We start from the raw sequence: 21,041 nt of genomic DNA, 5'->3' as shown, positions 1-21,041 counted from the left end.
GGTCACTCCGTGATGGTGGGCGGCGCGGCCAGGAACGGGCGTACCTCGAGCCACTCGTGGATCGGCTTCCCGCCCGCCCCGGGGGCGGCCGACAGTTCCCCGGCCAGCTCGAGGGCACGTTCGTAGGTGTCGACGTCGATGACCATCCAGCCGGCGATGAGGTCCTTGGTCTCGGCGAACGGGCCGTCGGTGACCGGAGGGCGCCCCTCGCCGCCGTACTGGACGAAGGTCCCCTCGGGGGCGAGCGCCTGGCTGTCGACGAACTCGCCGGTCTTCTCGAGCCGGGCCGCGAAGTCGTTCATGTACTGCACGTGGGCCGAGATCTCCTGTGGCGTCCACCGGTCCATGGGCACGTCGTTGACCGGAGCCGGAGCGCCGCGGTAGTGCTTGAGCAGCAAGTACTTGGCCATCGTGTCTCTCCTCGGTCCTGGTGCGCCCCATTGTGGGCGCGTTCACTGCGGGGACGTGGCCGGCCAGGGGTTCTCGACATCGACGTCCGTTTTTTTGGCTCTCGTGGACGAGCCCGGCGGAGGGTTCGCCCGATGCGTGGCCCGGCCCGCCTCGGCAGGCGCGCGTCTACCGTGGTGGTATGCGCGGCGACGTGGTGACGCTGTTCGTGTGCGGCGATGTGATGCTCGGCCGCGGCGTCGACCAGATCCTGGCCCGCCCCGGCGATCCGGTGCTGCGGGAGACCTGTGTCGCGGATGCCCGCACCTACGTCCGTATGGCCGAGTCGGTCAATGGGCCGGTCCCGGCCCCCGTGCCCCCGTCCTGGCCGTGGGGTGAGGCACTCCGACTGCTGGCCGGGGCCGCCCCGGACGTACGGATCGTCAACCTCGAGAACTCCGTCACGCGCAGTGACGCGTTCGCCCCCGGCAAGGCGGTTCACTACCGCATGCATCCGGCCAACGTGCCCGCCCTGACGGTGGCCCGGCCCGACGTCTGCGTCCTGGCCAACAACCATGTGCTGGACTTCGGCCGGGAGGGCCTGGCGGAGACACTGGAGACGCTCGACCGCTCGGGCCTGCGGGTGGCGGGCGCCGGGCGAGGTGCCGCCGAGGCGTACCGGCCGGCGGTCGTCCCCGTCAGGACCGGCGGCCGTGTCCTCGTCCTCGCGCTGGGAGCGGGCTCCAGCGGTGTCCCGTCCGGCTGGGCGGCGACCGCGGCCCGCTCCGGCGTCGCCCGTCTCCCCGATCTGTCGGCCGGCACGGCCGCCGCGGTGGTGGAACGTATACAGCGGGCGAAACGTGCGGGCGACACCGTGGTCGTGTCCGTGCACTGGGGCTCCAACTGGGGCTACCACGTCCCCCGCGAACAGATCCGTTTCGCGCACGCCCTGGTGGACGGCGGCGCCGCCCTCGTCCACGGGCACTCCTCGCACCACCCCCGCCCCATCGAGGTGTACCGGCAGAGGCTGGTGCTGTACGGCTGCGGCGACTTCATCGACGACTACGAGGGCATCAGCGGGTACGAGGAGTACCGCGACGACCTCCGGCTCGCCTACTTCGTCACGGTGGCGGCGGACACCGGCCGGTTTTTGGGCCTGCGCATGATGCCCCTGTGTTCCCGGCGTATGCGGCTGGAGCCCGCCTCGCGCCAGGACGCCGCCTGGATGCACGCGACCCTCGACCGTGTCAGCGCTCCCGTGCACCCGGCCCTCGAACCGGACGGCACACTCTCACTGGAGCCGAACCGCCAACGCCCGGCGCTCTGAGATCCCGCCTCCCGGTCCCTCCATCGCCGCACCGCTCGCACAGGCGGGGCCGGCCACTTCACGGCCGGCCCCGCCGGTCGGGCCTCGACTCAGTCGGCGATCACCGAGACCTCGTGTGCCCGGAGTTCACCCAGGTCCGAGCGGACCTGGTGATTGCCCGTCCCGATGTGCGAAATTCCCGCGTGAGGGGGTTCTCCCGCGGTCAGGCTACGAGTGCCTGGACGACCGGATGGACGCCGGGAGATTTCAGACGCACAACCGCGTGTATCCGATCGCGGCATTGGCCGACTGATGGAAGTACTGGTTCCCCTCTGGATCCGAAATGCGTGCTCCGAACAACACGCAGTCCTGACCGTCGTGCTCCCACGCTGTCTCACGGGACGGGCCGAGCGCGTACAGGCTCGGGCCGGACAACGAATTTCCCTTGTCGGCCGTACCAGACGCCCCCACCGTGGCGACATGCATGTCCGTCGCCACACCCACCCACCTGGATTTCACCGCGAAACCGCAGAACGAGCGAGTGGAGGAATTGTATTCCACGTACACGGTTCCTGCTGGCAGGAAACTTCCGGAACGCACCACGGGCTCCGCGTGGACGTATGCGTAACCCGCACCGCACACATCACCCACCATGCTCGGTGCCGATGGCGCGGCCGCCGCCGGTGACGCAGCGGAACCGAATGCGAGTGCTCCCAGAGCGACGCAACTCCATAACCGCCGAATGCTCATTTCTCTCCCCCTCCTCGGACGACATGTGATCAGAACCTGTGGCTCCGGTGAGGAGTTTACCGGGGGGCGGTGCAGGAAAAGGGGAGCCACGGAATGGGCTGCATCACACTCCATTCTCGCGAACTGTTCTCGAACTGCACCGCCCCGGATAATTCAATGGGTTCCGTCGCCACAATCCAACTTTTCTGTATGTGGATGTACGAGATGTGCCGGGGCAGGCGGTGGACGGCAGGGACTGCCGGCCCTCGCAGTGCGGCTTCGGCGCACTCGGCTGACGGGTTGCCTGACGGTTCGCCGTGTCGAGCGGGGTCTGATCCGAGACGGCACGGGCACCGGGAACGAGGTTTCGGGCGCGCCGGAACGTCTCGCCCAGGTCCCCCCCCCCCCGCGTGACCGGCGCAGAGTGCGGCAGACGGCGTGATCGGCCCGAGCCCCTTCGGCGAACCGGTGGCCGGGCTCATTCCCCCTGTGCTAGCCGCTCGGCCAGGAAAGCGATGATCTCGTTCCGAGCCTGCAGGGTGGGGTGGCCGTCCTGGTCGACGAGGTGAGCCGTGACGACGCTGTGGGCGCAGCCGACGACGTCACGGAAGAAGGGCGGGGGGTCCGTGTTCGCCGTCTCGGCTTTGAGCACACGGCCGTCGAACGCTTCCCCGAGCAGTGCTCGGTAAGCCGCGAACCGCTGGCCGGTGCACCAGCTGTCGTCGTCGAAGCGGTAGGCGAGAACCTTCAGCCCGTCGCGCGCCACGCGCTCGGCGACGGCGGCGGCGTCTGCGTCGCTGATCTCCAGAGCACCGGGGTCGTCGAGCGGAAGCGACGGATGGTTGACCACTGGTGCGATGACGGACGGTTCCAGCGCCATGGTCAGGGCGAAGTTGCCGGTGAAACACATGCCCACGGCGCCGACGCCGGGCCCGCCACGCTCGGTGTGCGCCAAGCGGGCGAGGCCGCGCAGCCATGTCACGACGGGACTGGTGCCACCACCGGCGAACGCCCGGAACTCGGCGCTGACGCACGCGCGTCGAACAACGGTCTCGCCTGCCCCGGCGAGCGGATAGGCGCCGTCGACGCCGAAAAGGGAGGGAAGGTACACGGAGAAGCCGGCATCTCGCACCCAACGCGCGAACCGCGCGACGTCGGGGCTGATACCCGGCATCTCGGGCATGAGGATGACCGCCGGCCCTGCCCCGGCGACGTACACGGTCTTGTCGACGCCATCGACGCCGACGGTTCTCCGTGAGAAGTCGTCCAAGGGGTCGCTCTGTCCTCGCATGATGGTCATGACCTAGAGGATGATGAGTGGTCGCCCTCCTGAGAAGCGGCGGCATCGCCACGTACCCCGGTAATATCGCCATTCGTTCAAGAGTGCCGGAGTGGCCGCATGAGTCCGCTGCGAGTCGGTGTGCTGGCCTACCCCGGCTGCTTCGCGTCGGAGGTGTTCGGGGTACCCGACCTCCTCGCCATGGCAACTCACGTCGCCGCGGCGCACGGGTCGCTTCAGCCCGCCTACGAGGTGTCGGTCGTCTCGCCCCGGCGGCGGGTGGTCGCGTCCGGCGGCTCGGCCCTCGACGTCTCGGCGATTCGCCCGGTGGACGTCCTGATCGTGCCGGGCTTCGAGCTTTCGCCCACGGTCGACCTCGACGCGACACTCGCACACCTGGGACCGGAAGCAGCGTCGATCCGGTCGCAGGCGGCCTCCGGGACCGCTGTCGTATCGATCTGCGTGGGTGCCTTCCTGGTCGCCGAAGCCGGGCTGCTCGGCGGGCGCGAAGCGACCACGTCCTGGTTGTTCGCGGATCGGTTCGCCGACCGGTACACCGACGTGCGCCTCCGCCCGGAGAGCCTGGTCGTGACCGACCGGGGAGTGACGACCACAGCGGCCTTCAGTGCCATGTACGACTTCGCGCTGCAGCTCATCCGAGAGCACGACGGCCCCCACATCGCCCGTAGTACCGCGCGTATCGCTCTTGTCGACGACGCACGTTCCACGCAGGCTCCCTATGTCGATCCGGGGCTCATGCCCACGGTGGGCAAGGAGTTCTCGCTCGGCGTCAAGCGGTGGCTCGACCAGAACCTCAACGCTCGCTATGACCTGGCCGCCCTCGCCCAGGAGTTCCACGTCAGCACAAGAACCATGCTCCGGCGCTTCGGTGCCGAAGCCGATGAGACACCGCTCGCGTACCTGCAGACGGCCAGGGTGCGTCGAGCCACACACCTGCTGGAGACGACGGACAGGACCGTCGCCCGCATCGCCGCCGACGTCGGGTACCGCGACCCCGGGGCGTTCAGCGGCATCTTCGCCAGACACACGGGCCGGAGCCCGAGGGAGTACCGCGCGGTGTTCCGTCGTCGCTGAGACCCTCACGTGTCAACCTGACGAGCGGAGACGGCGCCTCCTCCTGATGGGGTGATCTTTTGGCTGTACGGGACGCGCTGGAGGCCAAGCTCCCCCAAGCAGCGGCCCACTTGGACACCGCCCAGCACGACCTGCTGGCCTTCACCGCCTTCCCGCGCGAGATCTGGCGGCAGATCCGGTCGAACAACCCGCAGGAACGGCTGAACGAGGAGATCCTCCCCCACGGCTGCGTCGCGGAAGGTGCCCCAGCCGCGCCGACGTGGTCGGCATCTTCCCCGACCGCACCACTGTCATCCGGCTGGTCGGCGCGGTCCTGGCCGAACAGAACGACGAATGGACCGAGGCCCGCCGCTCCGTGGGACTCGATTTCCTCGCCAAGGCCCGACTCCACCCGATCGAGTCAGAAGCCGCGTTCCCCACCGCACAAACATGATCAGCCATCAGGAATCCGACACCTTGTCGTCAACCGTGCACGAGCTTCGGCGCCGTGGCATGAAGTTGCCGGGCGATGAGGGTGCGAGGAGACTGGCAGAGAAAGGGTGTTCCTCGGGCTGCGGGTCCGAGAACCGGCTCGACCGGGCCCAGGGAGCCGGATCGGCACCGCTCGTGAACATCACCGCGGCACCCCCGGTCTCGACGTGGTGCGGGGGCGGCCGTACGGCGGCACGGACGAGTTCATCACCGACCCGGCCGCCACAAAGATGTTCGGCTGCACGATCGAGCGCGGCGACACGTTCCCACCGGTGCTGAGCGAAGCCGAACAGGTGACCCCTAAGGTCTCGGCGGCGCTGCCGGCACTCGCGCTCGACTCTGCCGAGACCACGGACGGCTCGGTGGAGTGACCGCCGACGCGGCAGGACCGCCTCCGAGCCCAAGGCACGCGTCGAACGCTGCCACCCTCGTCAACAGAGCGCGAACGACAACTGCATACCGTGGTGGAAGGTGGTTGTCCGAGAGGTCGTTGCCGGCCGTCGACCGGGCCATGGGCGCGCCTCACGTACGCCGCCTCCTTCGGTGAAGGGATGAGCCTGCCATGGCCACCAAGACCAGGAAGAAGAGCACTTCGCCGGCCAAGAAGCCGGCGCCCTCGGAAGAGGAGCTGATCGCCTCGCTGCGACGTTACATCCGCACCCGTGGGCCTGAGCTGCTGGAGGATCCGAACATCAACTCCGTGGGCATCGGCCGCAAGTTCACCGGCGGGCGGCGCGGCAAGCAGGTCGCGCTGCAGTTCACGGTGGACAGCAAGGCCGAGCCGGAGGTGCTGGAGACGCTGGGCACCACACTGATACCCGGGACGATCACGGTGGACGGTACCGAGGTGCCCACCGACGTCATCGAGCGCAGCTACACACCGCAGTTCCGAAGGGTGGCCGAGGCCGAGAGCCCGGTGCGCAAGACCCGCCTGGACCCGATCGAGCCCGGGGTGAGTGTCGGGTCGGTGACGGTCTCGGCGGGCACGATCGGCTGCATCGTCTACGACAAGACCGACGGCGCCCCCTACGTGCTGAGCAACTGGCACGTGCTGCAGGGCCCGCGCGGCGAACTGGGTGTGGAGATCGTCCAGCCCGGACCGCACGACGACAACCGCGTCCACCGCAATCGGCTGGGCACGCTCAAGAGGTCCCACCTGGGCGTGGCCGGGGACTGTGCGATCGCCACCATCGAGGACCGCGCCTTCATCCAGGAGATCTTCGAACTGGGCGTGGCCCCCAGGGAGCTGGGGGAGCCGGAGCTCGACGACAAGGTCGTCGCCAGCGGACGGACCACCGGCGTCACCCACGGCATCGTCCGCCGCATCGAAACCATCGCCAAGCTCAACTACGGCGGCCAGGTCGGGAACAAGGCCATCGGCTGCTTCGAAATAGGTCCTGACCCCGACCGCCCGCCCGAGACCGGGGAGATCAGCAGCGGTGGCGACTCCGGCGCGGTGTGGCTCTTCGAACAAGGCGGCCGCCCCGGTACGGTCATGGCCGGGCTGCACTTCGGCGGTGAGGCCGCGGGCGACCCGGACGAGCACGCACTGGCATGCCTGCCGGCCTCGGTGTTCGAGAAGCTCGAGATCAGCCTGACCCCGCCGGCCCCGGAAGACATCCGGGCCATCGCCGGATACGCCCCGGACTTCCTCGACGAGCGGATCGACGTCCCGCAGCTGGACGTGGACCTCGCCCGCGACGCGGTCCGCCTCAACGGTTCCGAGGTGGTCTCCTACACGCACTTCTCGCTCGCCCTGAGCAAGAAGCGGCGCTTCCCCTTCTGGGTGGGCTGGAACATCAACGGTGGCACCTTGAAGAAGCTCAGCCGCAACGGCATCCCGTTCGTCAAGGACCCGAGGCTGCCCGCCACCGCACAGGTGGGCAACGAACTGTACGAGAACAACCGGCTCGACCGCGGGCACATAGCCCGCCGCGCCGATCTGCTGTGGGGCAGTCTGCCGGAAGCCGAGAAGGCCAACACCGACTCGTTCTTCTACACCAACATCACTCCGCAGATGGACGACTTCAACCAGAGCTCCAAGCACGGGCTGTGGGGCGAACTGGAGGACGCCGTCTTCGCCGACACGGAGGTCGACGACCTCAAGATCAGTGTGTTCGGCGGGCCGGTGTTCCAGGAGGACGACCGGACCTTCCGCGGGGTGAAGATCCCCCGCGAGTTCTGGAAAGTCATCGCCTTCACCGAGCACGGCAAGCTGAAGACCAAGGGGTTCCTGCTCACCCAGAACCTCGACCGGCTCGAGAGCCTGGAACTCGATGAGTTCCGCGTCTTCCAGGTCACCCTCGGCGAGCTCGAGAACCGCACCCGGCTCGGCTTCCCGGCCGTCCTGCACAAGGGGGACACCCTTCAGGTGCCCGAAGCCGTCGCCGACCGGGCCCCCTTGGAAGTCCTGTCCGACATCCAGTGGGACTGACCGGAGGAACTGCTTGTCGTCGGAGTCGGGAGTGTCGTCGAACGCCGTGAGCGCCTCCGCGCGAGTCCTGCCGGAGCCGTGCGACCGGCCCGCCGTCGCTCAGCCGGCGAGGTGGCTGCCGATCGACCGGGCGACACCGGCGTGAGCGAGATACTCCGTGATGCTGTGGGCCCGGTCGCGGGCATTGACGACGGCCAGGTCGGTCAGGCCGTCCGCCCAGTCGTCGGCCAGGGGACATCCGATGGCCACCGCGTCGGTCGGACACCATGCGTTGAGCCAGTCCACCACCTTCTCCGGGCGTTTCGGCCCACCGGACAGGAGCCGGTTGTACACGCTGTCCATCCCGAGGGGACTGCCCACCGTGGTCAGGTGGACGACCTCCACACCGGGAGACAGCCGAGTGATGAGGTCCATGCCGACGACCGTGCCCAGGCTGTGGCTGACGAGGACCATCTCGCCCGCGGCCGGCACGGTCTCGAGCACGCAGCCCAGGATCTCCTCGCGGATCCGCTGGTCGTCGAGGTACGCGGCCACGTCACGGAAGACGAGGGAGATGGCCCACGTGTCGAGATCGCTTCTGGCGGCCAGCCAGCCCAGATGCCGCCACACGGCGCCGACCGCGGGGTCCAGGTTCAGCCCTTCGGCGGCCTGCTGCGACTCGGGCGGCACGTACCACTGGGCGGCCGCCTCACCGATGATCTCCTCGTACACCGCGCGAGTGGTGGGGGAGCCGGGTGCGACGACCGCCGGCGCCTCGGCGGCCAAGGGAACGGACTCCTGCGTCCCGAGAGCCCGCACCAGACGGTCTCCGTAGAACGGGAACCAGATGTCCGCCGGGTCGATTGTCGCCAGCCCGGCCCGGACGAGCCCCTGGTTGAGCCCCGAGGCCCATTCGCGGCGCAGCGCCTCGGGGTCCTTGCCCTGCTGGGCGCGACCGTGCAGGAAGACCAGGTGCCGCCCGCCGCCGAACGCGCCGTCCCGGGCGCGCAGGCCCGTTGCACGCGGGGCGACCGCCTCGGTGGGCGCCCGTTTGACGGGAGCGGAAGGAGCGGCCGGCCCGGCGACGGCACCCGTGGTCGCGAGGGCCGGTCCGGCCACGGAACCGGTGGCCCCGACGGCAGCCAGGGGACCGCCCAGCCCCGACTCCGGCCCCATGCCGGCCAGCAGTGCCCGCTGCCCGGTGCTGAGCGGCAGCGACGCGAGATGCCTCAGGACGGAACTGATACGCACCCCCTCGTTGGACACCCAGTCGATGGTGTCGTCGCCGTCGCCGGGCTGCCAGACCCGGCCGTCGCGGCGCAGGAGGCGGCCCTGTTCATCGGTCCTGGGCACACCGCTGTGGTGGAGGGCGATGACCTCCCACTGGTCGTTGAAAACGGGGGAGCCCGAGTTCCCGGGCTCGGTGTCCGTGCGGTAGTGGAGGAAGTCGTCCAAGCGCACCTGCAGGGCGTTGTCGCGTACGGCGATCTCTTTCAGACGCCCCATCGGATGGCCGATGATGTTGACCGGCTCGCCGATCACCAGCTTGCCCCGCTGGGCGCTGAGCCGGTGCCAGCCGAAAGCCTCACCCGGTGCCCTCCGGTCGGGACCGGGGGACACCAGGACCAGGGCGAAATCGAGACGCTTGTCCGCCGTGAAGAACCCGTCCGGGGCGAACTCCAGCCGTGTCGGCGGCTGCGGGGTGTTGTCGACGGTGACCTGAGCGTCGAACTCCACGAAGCAGTGCCGAGCGGCATCAGCGTCGGGAAGGACGTGATGATTGGTCATCAGCAAGCTGGGAGACACCAGGAAACCGGTGCCGATCGGCAGCTCGCGGCCGTTCTCCCGTGCCGAGATCCGGGCGATGCTGCGTGCGGCCCGGGCGCCGCGCGGCAGGAAACTCCATGCCTGCAGTTCCTTGGAGACACCGAGAATCCGCTCGAACGCGGCGGACGGCGCCAGCGGTTCGGCGCGGACCGCCTCCACCACCATGGCGGCCGGTACGGCCTGCCGGTCGAGCAGACGGGCCGCCCGCACCGCCAGTGCTTCCGGTGAATCGGGGAAGCTGACCCCGGCCTCCTGCTGCCGCTCGACCTCCCGGCGCTGCTCGCTGGTCTCGTCGTACCGGGCGGCGGCGGCCGCCGCCTGGTGTTCCCGCTCACCGCGGGACCTGCCCGTGACGTCCATGACCTCCATGACCTTCACCGTTCTTCGAGGGCGCGGAACTGCACGAAGGAGTTCACCGGCCCGGTGGGAAAGGCACCCGGGCCGTCCGGCGTTCGCCCCGACGCAGGACACCGTGAGGCACGCGATCGCGGGCTCGTCTCCGTGTTCCTCCGAAAGCCCTTGAGGGAACGCGACGGGGCGGCGAGGCCGTGCCGGTTCCGCGCGGCCGTCGGGGCGACCAGCCCTCACGGGCGATCGGTAAACGCCGAGGCCGGCCGGTCGCACCCCCGCTCACTTCCATGGTGCGCCTCATGGGGAACCACGGCGACCCGTGGCCGTGAGCCGAAAACCGTCCCCGGGCCGGCGCGCCCTCCGGCCCGGGGAGAGCCGAGCCGGGCAGTCGCCACGGCACACTCGTCGCCCGGATTTCTCGCCTGGCGTGGAGTCCGCGACAGCAGGTCAGGGAATCCGGGTGCCCGCCTGGTGCCGGGTTCGCGTGCGACTTCCCTCGGGCGCGTGGTGGAACCAAGGGTGACTGCGGCGGTAAGTGGCGCGCGGCCCCGGGAAGGGGTGCGAAGCCGTCCGGCAGGTGCGTCGCCGTGCCGCCCGACAGGCTCACTCCTCGGCGGCCTCCAGTGCTCGGGAGGCACGATGGTCGCTCTTTCCCACGTGCGGTTCGGCAAGCGCAACGATGAGGTCAAGGCCACTGGGAAGGCGCTCGTCGCAGTCGGAGCGGACATCCCCGCGGGAGCCACCGGTTCTTCGGCGAGCAGACGAGATCGGCCTACGCGGCGTGGCAGCGCATGCCGGGACTCACCGGTTCGGCTGCCGTCTCGGAACTCCTTGCTCTTCCGGTACTTCTGTGCGGACTGCTCCGGTACCCGGAACATGTCCCGTGTCTTTGCTCCCCGTTCGGAGGAAACCCAGCGCACGGCAGAGGACCCGCTTCGGTGGGACGGCTGATCCAGGACCGTCCCACCGGACGGCGTTCGTCACCGCCGCCGTCGCCGCTTCGTGGGCGGACGGGGCGGACGGGGCGGACGGGGCGGGCGGCTCCCCTGGAATGTGGGCACGGGGTCGGCTGCCCAGGGGCCGGCGGCCGTCTCATCGGAGTCGAGCAGGTCCTCGCCGTAAAGATCGTGCAGCCAGTTGGACTGGTAGATGGTGTCGAGGTAGCGCTCGCCGAGATCCGGGGCGATGGCCACCGCGGTGAGTTCACGCGTGTCGTGGTCGTCCAGCCAGCGCATCGCGCCGCTGACGACCGTGCCGGTGGAGCCGCCGAAGAGGAACCCCCGTCTGGCCAGGCGATGGCACATACGGATGGTGTCCGTCTCCTCGACGCGTACCACCTCGTCCACGTAGGACTCGTCGAGCAGCGGCGGAGGCATGCTCATGCCGAGCCCGGGAATCATGCGGCGGCCCGGCGCGCCACCGAAGGTCACCGAACCGACGCTGTCCACCGCGACGATCCGTACCGGCCGGTGCCACTGGCGGAAATAGCGTGCGCAGCCCATCAGAGTTCCGGTGGTGCCGGCGCCGACGAACAGCACGTCCAGGTCCGGGAATTGCTGGGCGATCTCCGGCGCCGTTTTGCGGTAGTGCGCCTTCCAGTTGCCCGGATTGGTGTACTGACTGAGCCACACATACCGGTCATCGGAATCGCACAGCGCACGGACGTAGTCGATCCGCGCGCTCAGAAAGCCGCCTTCGGCGTCCGAGCCGGCGATGATGTGCACCCGGCTGCCCAGTGCCTCCATCAGAAGCCTGGTCGACAGGTTGCAGCGTGAGTCCGTCACGCACAGGAACCGGTAGCCCTTGCTCGCCGCGATCATGCTCAGCGCCACGCCTAGGTTGCCGGACGAGGACTCGACCAGGATCGAATCCGGTGTGAGCTCTCCGTCCCGTTCGGCGGCTTCCACCATCTCGGTCGCGGCCTTCAGCTTGATCGAGCCGGCGAAGTTGAAACCCTCGCACTTCAGGAACAGGGGACGCCCGAAGAGAGGCTCGAGGCCGACGTAGAGCTGGGATTCGTTGAAGGCGTGGGGAGAGGATACGACAGGCACGACGGCCTCCTCCTCGTCTGCGGCAGGGCGCTCCCGGCCGGTCATCCGTGACGGCGCAGTTCGTGGAAGAAGTCATCGACGACGTGCAGTTCTCCCGAGCGGACCAGTTCGTCGTAGACGTACTTGCCGACCGCGAGGTCGAGCACCCCGAGGCCGAAGGGTGAGAACACCACCGGCCGGCCCGTGGGCACTGCCACCCGCCCGGCCATCACGTCGTCCAACGTGCCCTGCAGGAAGTCCCGGTTGCCCGTGAGCTGCTCGGCCAGATGCGGCGAGGTGCCGGCCTTCAGGCAGTGCTCGACGTCATCCACGACATTGGTCGAGGCGAGAACGATCTCCGGCGCGAGGTCGCGCAGCGACACGTGCAGAACCACGGGATTGTGCGAGAACCACGTGAGGTCGCTGACGTGCGGCTCACCGGCGACGGTGGCGAAGACCACCAGGTCGCTGCCGCGGATCAGCTCCTCGGCACTGTGGTGCACCGTGATCCGGCCTGTGGTGCCCGACTGCCCGAGGTAGTGGCGGAACCCTGCCGTGCTGTCGGCGGACAGGTCGTACAGGCCTGTCTCGTCGAACGACCAGCCGTTGCCGACCAGGAACGTGTGGATGTAGCGGGCGATCAGGCCCGTCCCGAAGAACCCGACGCGCGTGGGCCGTGGCCGGTCCCGGCTGAGGCGATCCGCGGCCAGCACCGCGGACGCGGCCGTCCGGGTGGCGCTGATGATGGAACTCTCCAGGCAGGCGAACGGGTAGCCGGTCTCCTGGTCGTTGAGGATCAGCACGGCGGACGCCCGGGGGATGCCGGCCTGCACGTTCTCCGGGAAACTGGAGATCCACTTCACGCCGTCCACCCGTACGTGCCCGCCGATCGAGGCCGGCAGCGCGATGATCCGGGAGGTCGGACGGTCGGGAAACCGCAGGAAGTACGACGGCGGGTTCACCGAGTCACCGGCACCGTGCAGCCGGTAGGTGACCTCGGCCAACTCGACGAGCTGCTTCTCGCGCCCCTCCAGCACCTGCTGGACCTGGGCACCGGAGATCACCGCGAAGGGCCGCACGCTGTGCGGTCCGCCTGTCGCGGACGCCGTCACGGAGGCGGGGACGCCGGTCATCGGGCGGTCACCTCGAAGGCCGGCGAACAGTCGGACATCCGTACCGGGTCGGCCATCGCGACGAGCACGTCGCGCGGTCCCTCGAAGGGCTCCCGGCTGTGCGCGGTGCGCAGGTTGTCGACGATCATCAGATCGCCGGCCCGCCACGGCTCGCGTGCGGTGTGGATCTCGTAGACCTTGTTGAGCAGTTGCACCACGTCCTCACCGATCGGGTCGCCGCTTCCGAAACGGGTGTTGAACGGCAGCCCGTCGGCTCCGTAGACCTCGACGAGGTACTCGCGGACCTCGGGGGCCAAGGTCCACTCGTTGAGGAACGCGACCTGGTTGAACCAGCAGCGCCGCCCGGTGACCGGATGGCGCATCACGGCGCTGCGGCGCTGCCTGGTGCGCAGGGTCCCGTCGGGCTGCCATGCGAACTCGATGGCGTTGGCGCGGCAGTACCTCTCGACGGCATCCCGCTCGTCGGTGCCGAACGCCTCGACGAGGGAGCACCCGATCTCGTCGTTGTAGCTGCGGGTGAGCAGCCAGCCCTCCCGCTCGAACCGCTCGGTCAACGCGGTGGGCAGTTCCTCGAGCACACTCGCCGCGTCGGCCACTCCGGTCGCCCCGCCCCGGTCGGGCGCGGTGAGGCAGGCGAACAGCATCAGACCGGGGAACTCGAGCGTGTAACTCTGCTCGTGGTGCATGCACATCGGCTGGTTCGGCGGCCACTGCGCCGAGGAGTACACGCCGTCGGCATAGGTCCGCCGAGGTGCGAAAGCCTCCCGCTCGGCCATCAGACCGGTGCTCAGCCGCTCGAAGACGGCACCGGCCCCGGCCACATCACGCAGCCCGAGGCCGCGGATCAGGAGGCAGCCGTGCTCGGCGACGACGGCGCGCAGCGCCTCCCGGTGCTCGGCTGCCCAGCGCGGCGCGTCGCCGGTGATCTCGGTGAGCAGTACCGGAGGCCGTCCGGGCTGGAGTTCGACCTCGTCGAGCAGCGACGCCGGGGAGATGAAGGACATCCTGATTTCCTTTCAGTGTGCAGCTGGGTGTGCCGCTCAGGAGGCAGGCAGTAGTTCGACGGTGCGCAGCACGGCCTGCGCTGCCTCGGACGGACGGCTGCGCAGGAAGTAGTGGCCGCCCGTGGCGAGTTCCTGCAGATCGACGTGGACCGCGAGGAGCTCCCAGTCACGGTGGCGTCGCGGGTGATCAGCCGTGATCGGGTCGTCGGTGGCGACGACCACGGTGACCGGCACGGACAACTTCACCGCCGGGGGAGCGTCGAGGAGATCTGCGAAACAGCGGTGCGCGGACACGCAGTCGTGCCGGTAGGCCGCACCGATGTGCTCGGCGCGCCGCGCGTCCAGCTCATGGAGCTCGGCGTAGCCGCTGTCCGCACTCAGCCTCGCGGCGATCTCGGCGTCGCTCAGCCCGGTCAGCTCGGTGACCGCGGCGCGCCGGTCGGCGGCATCGCCGAGCAACTGCGCGCCGATGAAGACCCGCCGGACTTCCACCCCGTGCGCGTCCAGCTGTCCGGCCGTCTGCACGGCGAAAGCCGCGCCCGACGAGTGCCCCCACAACAGGACTCCGCGCAGGCCACGTTCAGTGATCTCGGCGACGACCTGAGCCACCACATCCGCCATCGACGCGAAAGGCTCGCTCGGGGCGGCCACGTCGTGACCGGGCAGCTCGACGGCGTAGACCGCGAGCCCGCTGCCCTGCAGGGCCCTGGCCATCGGCTGGAAGTTCACCGCGTTGCCGCCGGCGTAGGGGAAACACACCAGGGCACCAGCCGGCGCACCGTCCGGTTCGTACAACGGCTGGAGCAGTCCGGAACGCCGATCGGACCTGCCGTCGACCAGCGCGGCCAGATCGGCGAGGACCGGATGACGGGTCACGTCCTTGAGCGACACCGCGCGGTCCAGGCTGATCGCCAGCTTCACAGCCGACAGCGATGTGCCGCCCCGGTCGAAGAAGTGGGCCCGTCGGTCGATCTGAGCCTGCGGGATGCCGAGCACCTCCGCCCAAGCCGCCGCCAGCCGCCGCTCGGTCGGCGTACCCGGCATGGGGGAGTCTTCTTCACCGTCCTCGACGACGTCCGGTTCGGCCACGAGTGCTGCCAGTGCCCTCTTGTCGGTCTTGCCGTTGGCGGTCAGCGGCAGCCTTTCCCGCCAGTGGAAGGCCGACGGCACCATGTACTCCGGCAGCGACTCACCCAGCCGGCCCCGCAGGTCCTCGACGGGGAGCGGCGTCGGGCCGGAGTAGAAGGCCACAAGGCGCTTGCCCCGGCCGGGCGGCTCGGTGACCACCACCGCACCGTCGCGGACACCGGGGACCTGCAGCAGGGTGTTCTCGATCTCGCCGATCTCGATCCTGAAGCCACGGATCTTGACCTGGGTGTCGCGGCGTCCGAGGAACTCCAGCTTGCCCTCGGGCAGCCAGCGGCCGTGGTCGCCACTGCGGTAGAGCCGGGCTCCCTCGCGGTGCGGATCGGGCATGAAAGCCTGCTTGGTGCGGTCGGGGTCGTTGACGTATCCACGACCCACGCAGACGCCGGAGAAGACGATCTCGCCGGGGGCGCCGAGCGGTACCGGTGACAGCTGTTCGTCGACGACGTAGACGTGCACATTGGCGACGGGGGGACCGAGCGGGACCCGTTCGCGGTCCGGCACCCGGTCCAGGACCTCGTGGTTGGTGTCGTCGCAGGTCTCGGTCAAGCCGTAGGCGTTGACCAGCTTGATGCCGGGCTGGGCCGCGAACCAGCGCTGCGTGAGCTCCTTCTTCAACGCCTCACCGGTGACGGACACGTACCGCAGGCCGGGCAGCTCGCGCGGGTGCTGCTCCAGATAGGTCAGGACGACTTCGAGGTACGACGGCACGACCTGGAGCACGGTGACCCGACCGCGGTCGATCCTGTCGACGAACCGCTGGACGTCCAGGATCACCTCCTGCTCGACCAGCAGGGTCCGCCCACCCACCAGAAGGGCGGACAACAGTTGCCACAACGAGATGTCGAAGCACTGCGGGGCGGTCTGGGCGACCACCTGTCCCTCGTGGACATCGAGCTCCAGGTCCTCGATCTTGGCGTAGAGGTGGTTGAGCATCCCCGCGTGCTCGCACATCGCGCCCTTGGGCTCTCCGGTGGAGCCGGAGGTGAAGTAGATGTAGGCGAGTCGGTCCGGTGCGACGGCGATGCCCAGGTCGTCGTCGCGGCCACCCTCGTCGTACGCCGTAGCGATGAAGAGCTTCTGGACTCCCGGCAGCGAGTCCAGGGCCTCGTCGAGGGAGTCGGTGCTCGTGGGTTCGGTGAGCACGAGCCCGCACGCGGCACGGGAGAGCATGGCCGCGATGCGATCGGCCGGGAAACGCGGGTCGACGGGCAGGTACACGCCTCCGGCCTTGAAGACCGCGAGGACGGAGGCCATCCAGTCCAGGTTCCTCCCGGTCACCACCGCGACGACCCCCTCACGGCGCAGCCCCCGCGCCAGCAGGGCTCGTCCCAGCCGGTTGGCACGTGCGTTGAGCTCCTGATAGGTCCACTCCCGGTCGCCGTGCACGGCGGCGACGGCCTTCGGGTGCAGCCTCACCCGCTGTTCGAACAGCTCGTGCATCCGGGCGTCCGGCAGGGTACGGCGTGGCCCGGACAGCCCTTCGAGCTGGAACCGGAACTCCTCGTCGGAGAGCAGGCTCTGCCGCGCGTGCTCGGCATCCGGATCCGCGGCGATGAGCGCGAGCGCGGTGAGGTGGTAACCGGCGATCCTGGCGGCGTGGTCCGCGTCGAGTACGTCGGTCCGGTACCGCAGTCGCAGCGTGGGCCGGCCACTGTGCTCGGAGAACGCCGTCCACAGCACGGTGCCTTCGGCGAGATCGCCGGCGACGTCCGTCGGGCGGGGACCGGGGACCGGATGCGGATCGAGGACGGTCTCGGCCGACGGTTCGGCGAGGTCCAGCTCGCGTCTGAGTCCGTCGACCGGAAAGTCCTTGTGCGACAGCAGTTCCGATACGACGCGATGGGTGTCGGCCAGGAGCGCCCGCCACGATGCCGGTGCGGTCGTCAGCCGGCAGGGCAACGGCCGGCCGCCCTCCTCCACGACGTGGCCGGTCATGACCTCGTGCTCGCCCGACAGTGCGGCGAGTACCTTGGCGTGCGCGGCCAGCATCACGGAGCCGAGAGGCATCGTGAGGTCCTCCGCCAACCGGCGCAAGGCGTTCATGACATCGTCCGGAATCGTGGCCTCGTGCTCGTCGACACCCGCCACCGGACGGAGCGTCCACCGAGGGATCGTGGTGGATCCGCCGGTGACGAGCACACCGCGCCAGAATTCCCGGTCCGCCCATCGCGTTGCCATCGATCAGTCCCTCTCCACTCGCCGTGGCCACCCTGTCCGTCGCCGCCGACCAGGCCGGCTCCTCCGCCTTCGCCGCTGTCGGCAGACCGCCGGGCCTGACTGCCCGGCCGGTCGAGCCGACTCGACCAAGAGGGTCCTGTGCTACTCCTGCCGCGTCAGCGCCGGCGGCCGACCGGGGGCGTCGCTCGTCTCCGTGGCCGGGTTGCCACCCCACCGCGCGTACGGCGGGACTTCCTCGCCCTTCATGAGGAAGGAGTCGGGCGCGAGTACCGAGCCGTCACCCATCGTCACTCCGTAGTGGACGTGGGAGCCGACACCGAGGGTGCATCCGTCCCCTATCGCGCTGCGGTCGGACTTGAAGGTGCCGTCCTCCTGCGAGTGGCATTGGATCTTGCTCCCCGCATTGAGGGTGCAGTCGTCCCCGATGGTGGTGAGCATCCGCTCCGTCAGATAGCAGCCGTCGTCGAAGACCCTGCTGCCGAGACGGACCCCCAGGAGCCGCCAGATCACGTTCTTGAAGGGGGTGCCGTTGAAGATGTTGAGGTACTCGTCAGGGACCTTCCACAGACGCTCGTGCCACCAGAAGTACGGGTCGTAGATGGAGCACAACTGCGGCCGCAGCCCGCGGAAAGCCACGATGGCGCGCTCCACCAGTACGAAATAGAGGGGAGTGAGTACCAGACTGACCACCAGGAACGCCGCGATCGCCACATGCCCGAAGGAGTCGTACACTTCGACATTCGCGAGGGCGAGCACGGTGATGACGAAGAGGAAAAACCACCGTACGAGCAGGAAGAGGACCATCGAGCGGATATTGAAGCGGTTCTTGGCAGCGAGGTTGCGATGCAACTCGGTTCCGGTCCGCATGTGGTCGAACCGCAGGTCGCGCTCCACCGAACGGGGAATCTCGAAGCACGGCGAGCCGAGCAGACCCACCCCCTCACGCACCTCGCCGTCGAGGGGAACCATCACCTTCGTCGCGAGAAGGCAGTTGTCGCCCGTCTTCGCCCCGGACGGATACGCGATGTTGTTCCCGAGGAAGTTGTGCCGTCCGATCGACGTCCGGGACACCCGGAAAGACGTACTCGAGAAGTCGGCATTGACGATCGACAGACCGTCAGCAATCATCGTGCCGCTGCCGACGGAGGACAGATACGGGGTCTCGTGCTGTACTTCCGTGCCGAAGTTGGACCCCGTCTGCTCCACCTGCGACAGGTTGTATCCGAGGCCGCGCAGGTAGTGGACGATGTAGGAGCTGTCACCGAAGAGCCATGTGAAGAACTTCACGTTGGTGATGCGCGCGATCGCCCGGTGCATCGAGTAGTGAAAGCCGTACAGCGGATATATCTTGTCCGGCTCGATCAGCAGATTCAGCAGGCGCGGCACGGTGAACAGGGCGACGATGCCCACAACGGCGAAACCGAGGAACAGGACGCAGGACGCGATCAGCGCGTCGGCATAGAGCTCCGCCGACACGAGCCCCGTCGTGCCCGGGGCCAGTCGGTCGTTCAGTGCCGGGACTTCCGTCAACAGCATGTACAGGCCCCCGACGGCCAACGGCACGGAGAGGAAGAACAGCTGACCCACTGTGGCGAGGCCGAAGCCGGCCCGGCGCAAAGTGCCGCACCTGGCGGGCGGGATCCGCACGTAGTCGAACTCTGTGCGCTGCGCCGGAGAACCGTGCCACCGCTGGTCGTCGGGGACCGCCTGACCGCTGTGCAGTGATGACGTATGACCGAGTTGCGCCCCGTCGCCCATCGACGTGGCGATGTCGAGCACGGTCTTCTCACCGATGAACACATTCCGGCCAAGGGTGACCGGGCCCGTCTGGATACGGCCGGCGTGCGCCCGGTAGCAAGAGAAGAACGACTCCTTGCGGATCACCGTGCCGGCGCCGATCGTGAGCAGGTCGGTGCAGACCGGAACGTTGCGCGAGAGGATCGTGACACCCGTCCCGATGCGTGCGCCGAGTGCCCTCAGGTAGAGCACATACAGGGGATTGCCGACGAAGAGGACCATCGGGTTGGCGTGGAGCAGTACCTTGACGGTCCAGAAGCGCAGGTAAGTCAGACCCCAGACCGGGAACTCGCGTTCTTTCCATCGGCCGATGAGGATCCATTTGGCCGCGATCGGGAAAGCGCACATGCCGATGAAGCCGGCACCGCCGAAGACGACCGATCGCAGGTAGATGTCCGTCACGCTCGAGCCGGTGGATATCCATGCATAACCATGTGCGGCGAGGAGTGCGGCGAGGAAGGAATATCCCAGGAAAAGCAGAAACTGCAGCACTCCGCAAAGGGCGTACTGCAGCGTGCCGACCGAAGTCGTGGGTCCAGAGGCCGACGGGTCCGGCGAGCCGGCGGGAGCGGGTGCGGCAGCGATGCCGGCTCCGGCGTCGGCACTGGTGTCGGTGAGTGCCGACGCCAGACCGCGGATCGTCCGGTGAAGGTAGACGTCCTTTATCGAAACCGACGGTAGATCCGCCCTTTTCCTGACGCGTGCACAGAACTGTGCCATCACCAGTGAATTGGCGCCCAGGTCGTCGAAGAAGTTGGCGTCGACCGAAACCCGCTCCACGCCCACGACACCGGCGAGAACCTCGGCGAGATCCCTTTCCGCGGCTGTCGACGGACTGTTTTCTTTCGACGGGCCGTGCGTCCTGTGCTTGGCGGATCCAGATCTATCCGGCACGCCCGTCAGGGACTCGGCAGACTTCTCCAGCATGCAAGCTCCTTGAGCACTCACGGAACCATCACGCTCCAGTCTCTGTCGTCCACCGACGGGGTGCCACTCGAATCGACTACGCAGCGCGACATCAGGAGTCGTCGATGCCGGGGATCCGGCCGCAACGGCCTGGCGCCCGGTCCGCGGAGCCGGTGTGTGCTGTGGACCCGAAGCGCTTCGGGTCCACGCTCGTCGGCCGTGCGTGAGTGCTCTGGTGAGGGATGCGCGAACCGGTCGCCGGACGCGGCGAGAGGTCCCGTGGCGCCGTCCGTCACGAGGGCCGGCGCTTCCCCGCGCGAGCCGGCGAAGTCCGCGTGTGCCCTCTCCGGGACCCGGACGGGAGGGGTGACGCAGGCCACAGTGGCGTGCTGTCTGATCGGTCAGTCCTGACCGATCGGACAGTTATGGTGGGGGAATGGCCCGCTCAGCCTCCGCCATGCGCGGGCAGATCCTGAAGTCGGCACTGCGACTGTTCGCCGTGCACGGCTTCCGAGGCACCTCATTGCAGGACATCGCCTCGGACGTGGGCTGCTCGAAGGCATCACTGCTCTACCACTTCGCCGGCAAGGAGAAGATCCTCACCGAGCTGCTGACCCCGACCCAGGACGCCCTCGCCGCGCTGCTCGACCGCGTGGCCGGACTGGAGGGCGGTCGGCTGGTGGAGGAGACCGTCGTCGGATACGTCGACCTGACGCTGCGGTTCCGCTGCGAGATCAGGCTTCTCTTCGAGGACATCACCGAGATGTCCTGCCACCAGGACCTCGACGTCATGGAGTTGGCGGACGGCCTGCTGGACGCGCTGGCCGGCCGCTCGCAGCGGACGCCGGCCCGGGTGGCGGCGTGGATGGTACTGGGCGCCGTCTTCGTCACCGGTGCCGCCGACGACGAGGTGGCGCCGGACGAGGTGCTGCGCGCCGAGATGATCCGCAGCGCGCTGCGGACGCTTGACCACACTCCCAGTTGAC

13 protein-coding genes and 1 pseudogene are annotated in these 21,041 nt (G+C 68.7%); 6 read left to right on the top strand and 8 right to left on the bottom strand.

What is annotated here, in order from left to right:
* Window positions 1-2: 2 nt before the first annotated feature.
* Window positions 3-410 (bottom strand): YciI family protein, encoded by a 408-nt coding sequence (locus tag ACTWJ9_RS31585; RefSeq protein ID WP_384205708.1) that lies wholly within the window; start codon window positions 408-410, stop codon window positions 3-5.
* A gap of 179 nt (window positions 411-589) precedes the next feature.
* On the opposite strand from ACTWJ9_RS31585, the gene ACTWJ9_RS31580 reads away from it, so the two are divergent.
* Window positions 590-1,714 (top strand): CapA family protein, encoded by a 1,125-nt coding sequence (locus ACTWJ9_RS31580; protein ID WP_443296060.1) that lies wholly within the window; start codon window positions 590-592, stop codon window positions 1,712-1,714.
* A gap of 1,186 nt (window positions 1,715-2,900) precedes the next feature.
* On the opposite strand, the gene ACTWJ9_RS31575 is transcribed toward ACTWJ9_RS31580, so the two are convergent.
* Window positions 2,901-3,713, bottom strand: a complete 813-nt coding sequence (locus ACTWJ9_RS31575; RefSeq protein WP_443296133.1) for a dienelactone hydrolase family protein — start codon at window positions 3,711-3,713, stop codon at window positions 2,901-2,903.
* Window positions 3,714-3,821: 108 nt separating this feature from the next.
* Between ACTWJ9_RS31575 and ACTWJ9_RS31570 the strand changes: the two genes are divergently transcribed.
* The 4 genes and pseudogenes from ACTWJ9_RS31570 to ACTWJ9_RS31555 all read left to right on the top strand — a co-directional run bounded on the left by ACTWJ9_RS31570 (window position 3,822) and on the right by ACTWJ9_RS31555 (window position 7,701).
* Window positions 3,822-4,796, top strand: coding sequence for a GlxA family transcriptional regulator (locus ACTWJ9_RS31570; RefSeq protein WP_279337755.1), 975 nt, complete (start codon window positions 3,822-3,824; stop codon window positions 4,794-4,796).
* Window positions 4,797-4,867: 71 nt separating this feature from the next.
* A pseudogene (locus tag ACTWJ9_RS31565) lies at window positions 4,868-5,229 on the top strand (transposase); the annotation flags it as partial.
* Window positions 5,230-5,434: 205 nt separating this feature from the next.
* Window positions 5,435-5,638 (top strand): hypothetical protein, encoded by a 204-nt coding sequence (locus ACTWJ9_RS31560; RefSeq protein WP_443296059.1) that lies wholly within the window; start codon window positions 5,435-5,437, stop codon window positions 5,636-5,638.
* A 191-nt stretch (window positions 5,639-5,829) separates the two neighbouring features.
* Window positions 5,830-7,701, top strand: a complete 1,872-nt coding sequence (locus ACTWJ9_RS31555) for a DNA/RNA non-specific endonuclease (RefSeq protein ID WP_387037255.1) — start codon at window positions 5,830-5,832, stop codon at window positions 7,699-7,701.
* Between the two features lie 99 nt (window positions 7,702-7,800).
* Here the strand turns inward: ACTWJ9_RS31555 and ACTWJ9_RS31550 are convergent, their stop codons facing one another.
* From ACTWJ9_RS31550 to ACTWJ9_RS31525, 6 genes are all read right to left on the bottom strand, one after another.
* Complete coding sequence (locus ACTWJ9_RS31550; RefSeq protein WP_279338159.1) at window positions 7,801-9,867, bottom strand: S1 family peptidase; 2,067 nt, start codon at window positions 9,865-9,867, stop codon at window positions 7,801-7,803.
* Window positions 9,868-10,838: 971 nt separating this feature from the next.
* Window positions 10,839-11,909, bottom strand: coding sequence for a 2,3-diaminopropionate biosynthesis protein SbnA (gene sbnA / locus ACTWJ9_RS31545; RefSeq protein ID WP_443296058.1), 1,071 nt, complete (start codon window positions 11,907-11,909; stop codon window positions 10,839-10,841).
* Between the two features lie 41 nt (window positions 11,910-11,950).
* Entirely contained in the window at window positions 11,951-13,021 is a 1,071-nt protein-coding gene (sbnB, locus tag ACTWJ9_RS31540) for a 2,3-diaminopropionate biosynthesis protein SbnB (protein WP_387037253.1), read from the bottom strand.
* Window positions 13,018-14,025, bottom strand: a complete 1,008-nt coding sequence (locus ACTWJ9_RS31535) for a TauD/TfdA family dioxygenase (RefSeq protein WP_279337760.1) — start codon at window positions 14,023-14,025, stop codon at window positions 13,018-13,020. Before ACTWJ9_RS31535 ends, sbnB begins: the two co-directional genes overlap by 4 nt.
* Before the next feature lie 36 nt (window positions 14,026-14,061).
* Window positions 14,062-17,352, bottom strand: a complete 3,291-nt coding sequence (locus ACTWJ9_RS31530; protein WP_443296057.1) for a non-ribosomal peptide synthetase — start codon at window positions 17,350-17,352, stop codon at window positions 14,062-14,064.
* A 141-nt stretch (window positions 17,353-17,493) separates the two neighbouring features.
* Entirely contained in the window at window positions 17,494-20,076 is a 2,583-nt protein-coding gene (locus tag ACTWJ9_RS31525) for a Pls/PosA family non-ribosomal peptide synthetase (protein WP_387037249.1), read from the bottom strand.
* A gap of 415 nt (window positions 20,077-20,491) precedes the next feature.
* Between ACTWJ9_RS31525 and ACTWJ9_RS31520 the strand changes: the two genes are divergently transcribed.
* On the top strand, window positions 20,492-21,040 hold the full coding sequence (locus tag ACTWJ9_RS31520) for a TetR/AcrR family transcriptional regulator (RefSeq protein WP_387037247.1): 549 nt from the start codon (window positions 20,492-20,494) through the stop codon (window positions 21,038-21,040).
* The last annotated feature ends 1 nt before the right edge of the window (window position 21,041 follow it).

The organism is Streptomyces sp. GDS52 (genome assembly GCF_052246875.1).
Classification (GTDB): Bacteria; Actinomycetota; Actinomycetes; order Streptomycetales; family Streptomycetaceae; genus Streptomyces; species Streptomyces cathayae.
The sequence above is the reverse complement of the archived record's forward strand: the minus strand, read 5'-3'. Positions and strand labels throughout refer to the sequence as shown.